Annotated in this window: 3 protein-coding genes; 1 reads left to right on the forward strand and 2 read right to left on the reverse strand. The window is 41.8% G+C overall.

What is annotated here, in order from left to right; translation table 11 throughout:
- Positions 1-107 precede the first annotated feature (107 nt).
- Together addA and addB are read right to left on the reverse strand one after the other, a co-directional pair.
- The gene (addA, locus tag BFU02S_RS13210; RefSeq protein ID WP_066371469.1) at positions 108-3,872 is read right to left on the reverse strand and encodes a helicase-exonuclease AddAB subunit AddA; all 3,765 of its coding nucleotides are present in this window, start codon (positions 3,870-3,872) and stop codon (positions 108-110) included.
- Positions 3,865-7,362 (reverse strand): helicase-exonuclease AddAB subunit AddB, encoded by a 3,498-nt coding sequence (gene addB, locus BFU02S_RS13215; RefSeq protein ID WP_066371471.1) that lies wholly within the window; start codon positions 7,360-7,362, stop codon positions 3,865-3,867. The genes addA and addB overlap by 8 nt, the downstream gene beginning before the upstream one ends.
- A 191-nt stretch (positions 7,363-7,553) precedes the next feature.
- Between addB and BFU02S_RS13220 the strand changes: the two genes are divergently transcribed.
- Complete coding sequence (locus BFU02S_RS13220) at positions 7,554-8,231, forward strand: DUF421 domain-containing protein (protein WP_066371474.1); 678 nt, start codon at positions 7,554-7,556, stop codon at positions 8,229-8,231.
- The last annotated feature ends 51 nt before the right edge of the window (positions 8,232-8,282 follow it).

Here is an 8,282-nt window from a genome sequence, read left to right on the forward strand (position 1 = left end):
GGGGCTAGGCCGCTTGCGCTAGACAATTTTCGAAGTCAAAATTTCTTTCTTTACTTTAAAAAATGACCTAAACCTTTACAAGATTTAGGTCATTTTTTCATTTAGAATCACTCAATTGATAAGATATGGGCTCCGTCAAAGAAAAATAAATACTTTTCTGTAACAGTTTGCTGCCAAATTTGTTCGAGTGCCCTTGCATATAGATGAATCTGAAGCTTATATCTTTCTTCCAATATAGGTTTGGCTTGGTTAAAGCCGTCTTTAAACTTGCCGTTGATCATGTCGGATTTATAGTCGATAAGCGTAAGGCCGCCTTCGTCCTCGAGAATACAATCAATGATTCCTTGAACAAATATGAGCTCATCTGGGGCGTTCCAATCAGGATACACATCGCGGGCAGGCAATGACAGGGTGAATGGGATCTCCCTGTGAACTGCTTTTGCCTGAAAATATCTTCTTCCTAACTCTGTTTCAAAGAATTGGACAATCAACTTGATGTCAATTCCCTGAGCCTGCTCAGGCGACAGCAACTCCCGTTGAACCATTGAAGCAATCTGCCGGCCAATTGTGTCTTCATTGACAGGCTTTGCCAAATCGATATGCTGCATCACCATATGCATAGCGGTTCCCCGCTCTGCCGGAGACAGTGATTTCTCTTGCATAAAATTCGGACGCTTTAAAATCGCTTTATGAAGGGAACGGACAAAGTCTGTGCCGCTCTCTTCATCAACCGTTTGAGCATACCGTTTTAACTCTGAAACAGATTGTTTGGAGCGATAATTTACAGCCTGTGAAAAAGCATATTCCCAATCAAGCCTTGCAGTCACTTCGGCTTGATATTCCGAAGCTTCCGGCACAGTTCTTCCTTGCCGGACTAATTCCAGGAATTGATCCTCTTCCCTATCTTGATTTATTTCTTGCTGCCCTATTTCATCTGCGGTAAGAAGTGATATTCTCCAGGCAGACGGATGGCTGGTGATTTCACTCGGCACCGTTGGTTTCGTTTCCTGGGACATTCTTAATTCTTTACAGTCATGATGGCGGATCAGTGCCGGGCCAAGCCAGTCAATATAGCTTTTGGCCGAGGCACGCTCATAATCTGGCAACAGCCATTCGGGATGCCCAGAAAACTCCTGCCATTGTTCCAATTTTTTCGCCACATTCTTGATAGAAGCCGTCAGGTAAAGCTTCTCTTTTGCTCGTGTTAACGCTACATACAATACACGCATTTCTTCGGCCAGCATTTCGAGTTTCTTCTTCCGCTTAAAGGCTAGCTGCGGCAAGGAAGGATAAGAAATCCTTTTCTCTACATTGACATATTTCGAAGCAAAGCCAAATTCTTTATCCAGCATATAAGGCTTAACAAGATCCCTCGTATTGAATTCTCGGGCCATACCGGCGATAAAGACAACAGGAAATTCCAGCCCTTTACTGCTATGGATGGTCATAATTCGGACAACATCTTCCTGTTCGCCAAGTGCCCTTGCTGCTCCAAGATCATCTCCTCTTTCCCTCATGCGCTCCACAAAGCGCAAGAAACGGAATAAACCTCGGAAGGATGTTTGCTCATAAGCTCTCGCCCGGTCATACAAAGCTCTTAAATTTGCCTGACGCTGTTTGCCCCCTGGCAGGCCGCCTGCAAAGTCATAAAACCGGGTATCACGGTACAGCTGCCAAATAAGCTCGGACAATGCCCCCTGACGTGCCATCGTACGCCATTGCTTCAATAAATCATAGAAATGACGGACTTTCGGATAAAAAGCTTCTTCGCTTTCGGCTTGTTTGCTTAAGCAAAAGGTGGTCAGTGCCTCCCAATATGAGCCGCGTCTTTCATACATACGGATTTTCGCCATTTCTTCCTCATTTAAGCCAACAATTGGAGAGCGTAATACAGCCGCCAGCGGAATATCCTGATATGGATTATCAATAATCCGGAGAAGTGAAAGCATAATCGATACTTCTGTTGCTTCGAAATAGCCAGTTGAAAGATCTGCGTAAATAGGAATTCCCTGCTCTTTGCATTCTTCCATGATTTGCGGCGCCCAAGTCATCGAACGAAGCAAGATGACGATATCCCGGTAATGAATAGGGCGATTCGTATTCGTTTTTGCATTGTAAACCGGTGCCTGGCTCTCAATCAATTCTTTAATTTTCGAAGCAATTACTTTTGCCTCCAGCTGCGACTGTTCGAGTTCAGCAGCATCGAATTCCGCCGTTTCACTCTCCTGATCCGATTCCGTATCTGTTTCTTCCGGCTCGCTGCCATTCTGGTCAATCAAAATCAGTTCCGCTGGAAATGGATCATCCTCGGGGTATGGTGCCCCCTTTCGCAGCTCGGCCGCTTCGTCATAAGCAATTTCTCCAACGTTCACGCCCATAAGCTGTTTGAATAGATAATTTACCGCATCGAGAACTTCTTTACGACTGCGGAAATTCCGAGCTAAATCGATTCTTAATCCGCTTTTCTCTCCATTCTGACTGAAACGTCGATACTTTCCTAAAAACAAATTAGGTTCCGCAAGGCGAAAACGATAAATCGATTGCTTGACATCCCCGACCATAAACAGATTCCCATTTTGCTCTTCACCTTTTGTTACAAGCTTTAAAATCGTTTCCTGAACCAGATTCACGTCTTGATATTCATCAACGAATACCTCTTTAAAATGATCTTGATAGGCAATCGCCGCTTCAGATGGGAGAAACTCTCCTTCATCTGCTGTTAAAATTTCCAGGCAGTAATGTTCTAAATCTCCATAATCAACGATTCTCTTTTCCTGTTTTACCGTTTTGAACCGCTGTGAAAATTCCTTCACCAAATAAACCATAGTTTCAATTAACGGCTTCATTTCTACCATGTCGCGCAAAAAGCTTTCCAACCGGCGGAAAAATAATTCTTCTTTTAAAGTTGTAATTTTTTTCTTCGCTTTATCACGAAGATCTTTGGCTTTTTTCACTAATGTTTCATCATATTCGCCTTTTTTCACCGTTTTCGCTTTTGAAAAAGACAAAGCTTGCATTGCCTCATAAAGGGTTGCCCATGAGTCTTTTTCGGCTAAAATAAGGGTTTCAATTAATTGTAAATCATTCACAAAGGTTTCCGCCAAAGGCGCAGGACCATTTGGAAGTTTGGTAATGTCCAATCCTCTCTGAAACAGTTCTTTTGCAGCTGTTAATTGCAGTTTAATATCAAACCGGAGCGCCTGCAGAAATGGCAATTCTTCGATGGCTGCATCCTGTACATCATACAGCGAAACAATCGTTTGTAAATATTTATCCGGCTCGGGATTCGCCATAGAAAAGTTGTAAACAGACTGGATGATGTCCATAAGAGCGGCATCACTGCGGTCATTGGTAAACGAATCCACTAACTTAAAAAACGCCTCATTGTCTTGTTTGGCGTACTCGGCTTCAAACAATTCATCCATTACTTCATCTCTAATAAGCTGTATTTCTGTGTCATCGGCAATCCGAAAACCCGGATCAATATCAATGAAATAATAATATTTACGAATTACTTCCAAGCAAAAGGAGTGAAGCGTCGAAATAGATGCTTTATTCAAAAGGCTGAGCTGTTTCCGTAAATGCTTAGATCCTGGATTTGCTTCAATAGCTTTTTCTAATGCCTCGCCAATTCGATGCTTCATTTCCGCAGCAGATGCATTCGTAAAGGTCACCACTAATAATTGATCGACATTAATCGGATCTTCTTCAGATAAGATCTTTTGAATGATTCTTTCTACTAGGACTGCTGTTTTCCCAGATCCCGCTGCAGCAGCAACAAGGATGTCTTGATCCTTGGCCATAATGGCTTTCCATTGATCATCGGTCCATGTCACACCTTCCGGTTTAGGGGGGATCAACACCTTACTCATGACCTGCCTCCTCCTTCCTGATAAATTGCAAAACGTCATCCTTTGAATAAGGAGCAAGCACCCGGTAACGGTTATCTTCTAATGCTTCATCAAATTGGCATACCGCTTTAAATGGACAAAAGGCACATGGCGTTTTGTCTTTAAGTTTATAGGGAGAAATATCGACGCGGCCGTCGATGATTTCATTCCCTGTTTTCTGATACAGCTCTCTAATATAACTTCTAAGTGCGCCAAACTCTTGTAAGCTTGCAACCTTGGATTTTTTCGATAAATGACCGTCCTTTTTAATACCAGCAGCAATAATTTGCGAATCTCCAGATTCCAGTGATTGATCCATAAGCCGGATAACGTCCGGATCGCTTAACATTAAACCGTTCATTTTAAACTTTTTCATAATTTCCGTTTCAATCTCATCAATAGTCAACATTTTTTTCGTATGAATAAACGGATTATGGACATGGAAATACAAGACACCTGCAGGGCTTGCCTTCATCTCTATCAATTCTTGAGAGTGTGTCATGACGATATCAAGATAGGTCAGCATTTGCAGGGCAAGTCCATAGTAAACTTCCGTTAAATTCAACTCTTTTTCGCTCGATTTATAATCAATCACTCGTAAATAGACGCCATTTTCCCCATTTTTCGCCTGATCCACTCGATCGATTCTGCCAGCTAATTCCATCCGCTTTCCGCTTTTCAATGTAAAGGTAAGTGGCGGCAATTGCCCATTCGGTCCAAAAGCCAACTCCAAACCAATTGGCGAGAATCCACTGACCTTTGCATGCTCACTCATAACGATAGAGGCCCGGGTGATAATTTGTTCTAATTTCCTTTTAATATAATGGTGGCGCTCGGAGCTGAGCAAAATTTCATTTTGCAGCTTTGGTGCCAGCGTTTTGACCGCTTCTTTCGACAGCTCTTCACACTGGCTTCGGGAAAGGCTTGCCCATGATAAATTTTGTTCGTTGATCACCTCGGCAATCTGTTTTAATGCCGCATGAAACAGCTCACCAATATCGGGGGCTTCCAAACGGAAAATTTGCCGCTCTCTTAATTTAAGTCCATGCTGGGCAAAATGAGAAAAAGCACACGCATGATAACGCTCCATTCGGGAGACACTGGCGCAAATGGTCTCGCCGTATAATTCATTAGCAGTTTCCTCCGAAAGGGTAACGGCCTGATTGGTATAAAATAGACTGGAAAACACTTTTTCCGCTTGTTCTTTTAAACCGCTGTTCATGTAATAGTTATATACATCCCACCATACCCTTTTGATCGGATAATTGCGTTTTTTCTGCTGCAACTGGGCGTTAAGATAGGATAAAGCCGTATTTCGGTTTGACACGAAGTGAAGCTGCTCCTCTTCAGGCACTTGTGAAGGGTCTGTCATAAGAAGTCGTTCCCTTACATTTGGAAACATGTCTTTTAATCTCTTAATATAGGAGGATGGAAGCAGCGCTTTCCCTTCTTCATTTGCAAGCGGGTAACTGACATATAGAATTTCACTTGGCAATGTCAATGCTTTATAGGCTAAAAAGTTTTCGTCCAATAAGCGAATCCTGGTGCTTGGGGCAACCGTGATCCCGGAAGCAAGCATCATTTCCCTGTCTTCGTCTCCTAGTATTCCTTCTTCAGTAATTTTCGCAGGAAGAACTCCCTCGTTGACACCGATCACAAATACCGCCTTGATATCATTTAGTCTTGATTTTTCCAAGTCCCCAATTAACACCTGATCTAGTGCAGGGGGAATAAGTGAAAAGCGAAGGGATTCCAAACCTGCTTCCAAAATGTCCGTAAATGATTTTAATGAAACAGGTTCTTCTCCGAGAATTTCAACATACTGATCCAGCAAATCCATTACAGCATTCCATACTTGTTCATGTTCCCGCGCCTTGATGAGATTTCCTGCTTCCTCTGCGGATTTTTTCCAGTTTTCCAGTTTTTCAGGTATGTGCAATTCTTCCAAAAATAGATATAGAGCTTCACAAAGTTTTCGGCCCGTATCCGCTTTTTTCAATCTTCTTGCAAGCCTAAGTAGAGGAGCTGTAACAATGTGCTTTAATTGATTTAATTCCTCTTCCAGTTCTTTCTCCGCATCTGTTTGATTTTGGGTCAGGGATTCGAGTCCCCTGATCCGCCGGTAAACCCACCGTTCCTTTTGTGTCCATTTTCTCCCGGAAATGCCGTAGGCCAAACAGTAATTTTCCAGCCTGTCCATTTTCTCGCGCATTTTTTCGGATCTTTCCTGAAGAGGGTAAATTAACTCTGTTTTAATGACCCTGAAGACGGAGTCATGCCGCCAATAAGAATGGATGACTTCAAGACTTGAACGAATTAATTCAATCAGCGGATGGTTGAGCATTGATGTTTTTTGGTCGATGAAATAAGGAATTTCATAATCAGTAAAAACAGGTTCAACAATTTCATGATAATCAGCCCCATTTCTGATTAATAATGCAATATCGCGATAACGGTAACCCTTCGTCCGAACTAAATCACGGATTTCACGGGCAATACCTTCTATTTCTGCCCTCCGGTTTGCCGCCTGACAAAGATGAATGGCTGCCTCTTCCCAGAATGGGGCAACAGGAATGGTCTCAAAACTGGCTTCTAAATATTTCAATGATGGGTGATGCCATCTTTGCTGCTCTCTTAGAACGACCGGCTGCTCTATTTCAATACCATGTGTACGAGCCAGCTGATAAAGTGAATAACAAGTCACTCCAGATGTCCGAAACAATTCAAGCTCATCAGGTATTGTATCTGCCCATAAACGGTCTGCCGTTATGCTCGCCGACACCCTGCCTGCATGTTTCATCAATTCGGAAATAATCATATATTCCTGCGGTGAAAATTGATAGAACCCGTCGATATAAATTTCCGCACCTTTTAAGTATTGCGAGGATGATATTTTTTCTGCTAATAGGCGAAAAAAGTCTTCTGAATCGATATATTTACCAAAGGTTTCTTCCTCAAACTTTTGGTAAATACATTCCAAATCATGCAGTTTATCCTCCAGTGCTTTTGCCTTGGATCTTTCTGTCGAACCAATTTGCCAGGCACCTTGTCGAAGTTCCTCCGGCTTAATGCAATATCGTTTCAATTCAATAATCATTTGTTCCATTTGTTGAACAAAACCGGACCTTTCAGCTGCCCTCTGAAACAGCTTTAGTCGATCTTTTTCTTCATCTAAAATTTTGCGTATAAGCATACTAATCCCGACACTGCTTAAATGCATTCGGCTGATCCCGCCTGTTTCCTGAAGAATCCGCCACGCTAAACGGGAAAAACTATACACCTGTGCCCTGATCATACCATTGTGTTTGGTTTCCGTTGCCAGACGGTACTCAGATAAGAATGTCATTTGCTCCGGAACAATATAAATGATAGGTACACCCTTAGGATTAAGAGCTAGCTGATCTTTGATTTCATCAAGAAACATCGCAGTTTTTCCGCTGCCAGACCGGCCGATTACCAACCTTAAAGACATGTTATTCCCCTTTCTTTCCACTCTAACACTCTGTACTTTTAAGTTTATCATAAAACAGGTACAAACGTTTGGATTTGTTAATCATATTAAAGGCAAAAATGGAAAGAAGACGGCTTTAGCCAGCTATATTGATTAAGATATCTTTTGATTGTCAATAACGATAGTTGTAAGGAAAACAGTGGAGGTAACACATGGATTATTTACGAATTTTCGTTGAACTGGTATTTGGCTACATCGCTCTTTTTATTGCGGTTAAATGCCTGGGAAAAACTCAAATGAGTCAAATTACTCCATTTGATTTTATCTCGTCGCTTGTATTAGGTGATTTACTTAGCAGTGCAGTCTTTGACGCAAAGTCTGGAGTACCAAAAATCCTATTTGCCATTGCTATTTGGAGTGTGCTGATTTATATCACGGAAATTGCCACACAGAAGTCGCAGCCGCTTCGAAATTTTTTCGAGGGGAAGCCTTCGATGATTATAAACAAAGGGAAAATAGATTGGAAGGAAATGAAAAAGAACCGTTTAGATATTGATCAATTAAGGCAATTGCTGCGTGCAAAAGACATTTTTTCAGTCCAGGATGTTGAATACGCGATATACGAAACCAATGGAGCACTTAATGTTGTTAAAAAATCGGAAGCTGACTATCCAACTTGCAAGGACTTAAAGATTAAAGGAAAAGAGAAAACGATCCCTCTTACAATCATAAGTGATGGAAAAATTTTAGCAGACAACCTTAAACAAGCCGGGTTAAATGAAGAATGGCTTCATAAAGAGCTGAAAGCAAATGGAGTGAAACAACCAAAAGAAATCTTTTACGCAGAATGGCAACCTGGAAAGCCTCTTTACGTTCAAAAATATTCATAGATTTAAACATGGACCCTGAAATCATCTCATATTCTCGTCATTGTTCAGCTC

The organism is Neobacillus fumarioli NBRC 102428 (assembly GCF_001591485.1).
Classification (GTDB): Bacteria; Bacillota; Bacilli; order Bacillales; family Cytobacillaceae; genus Neobacillus; species Neobacillus fumarioli.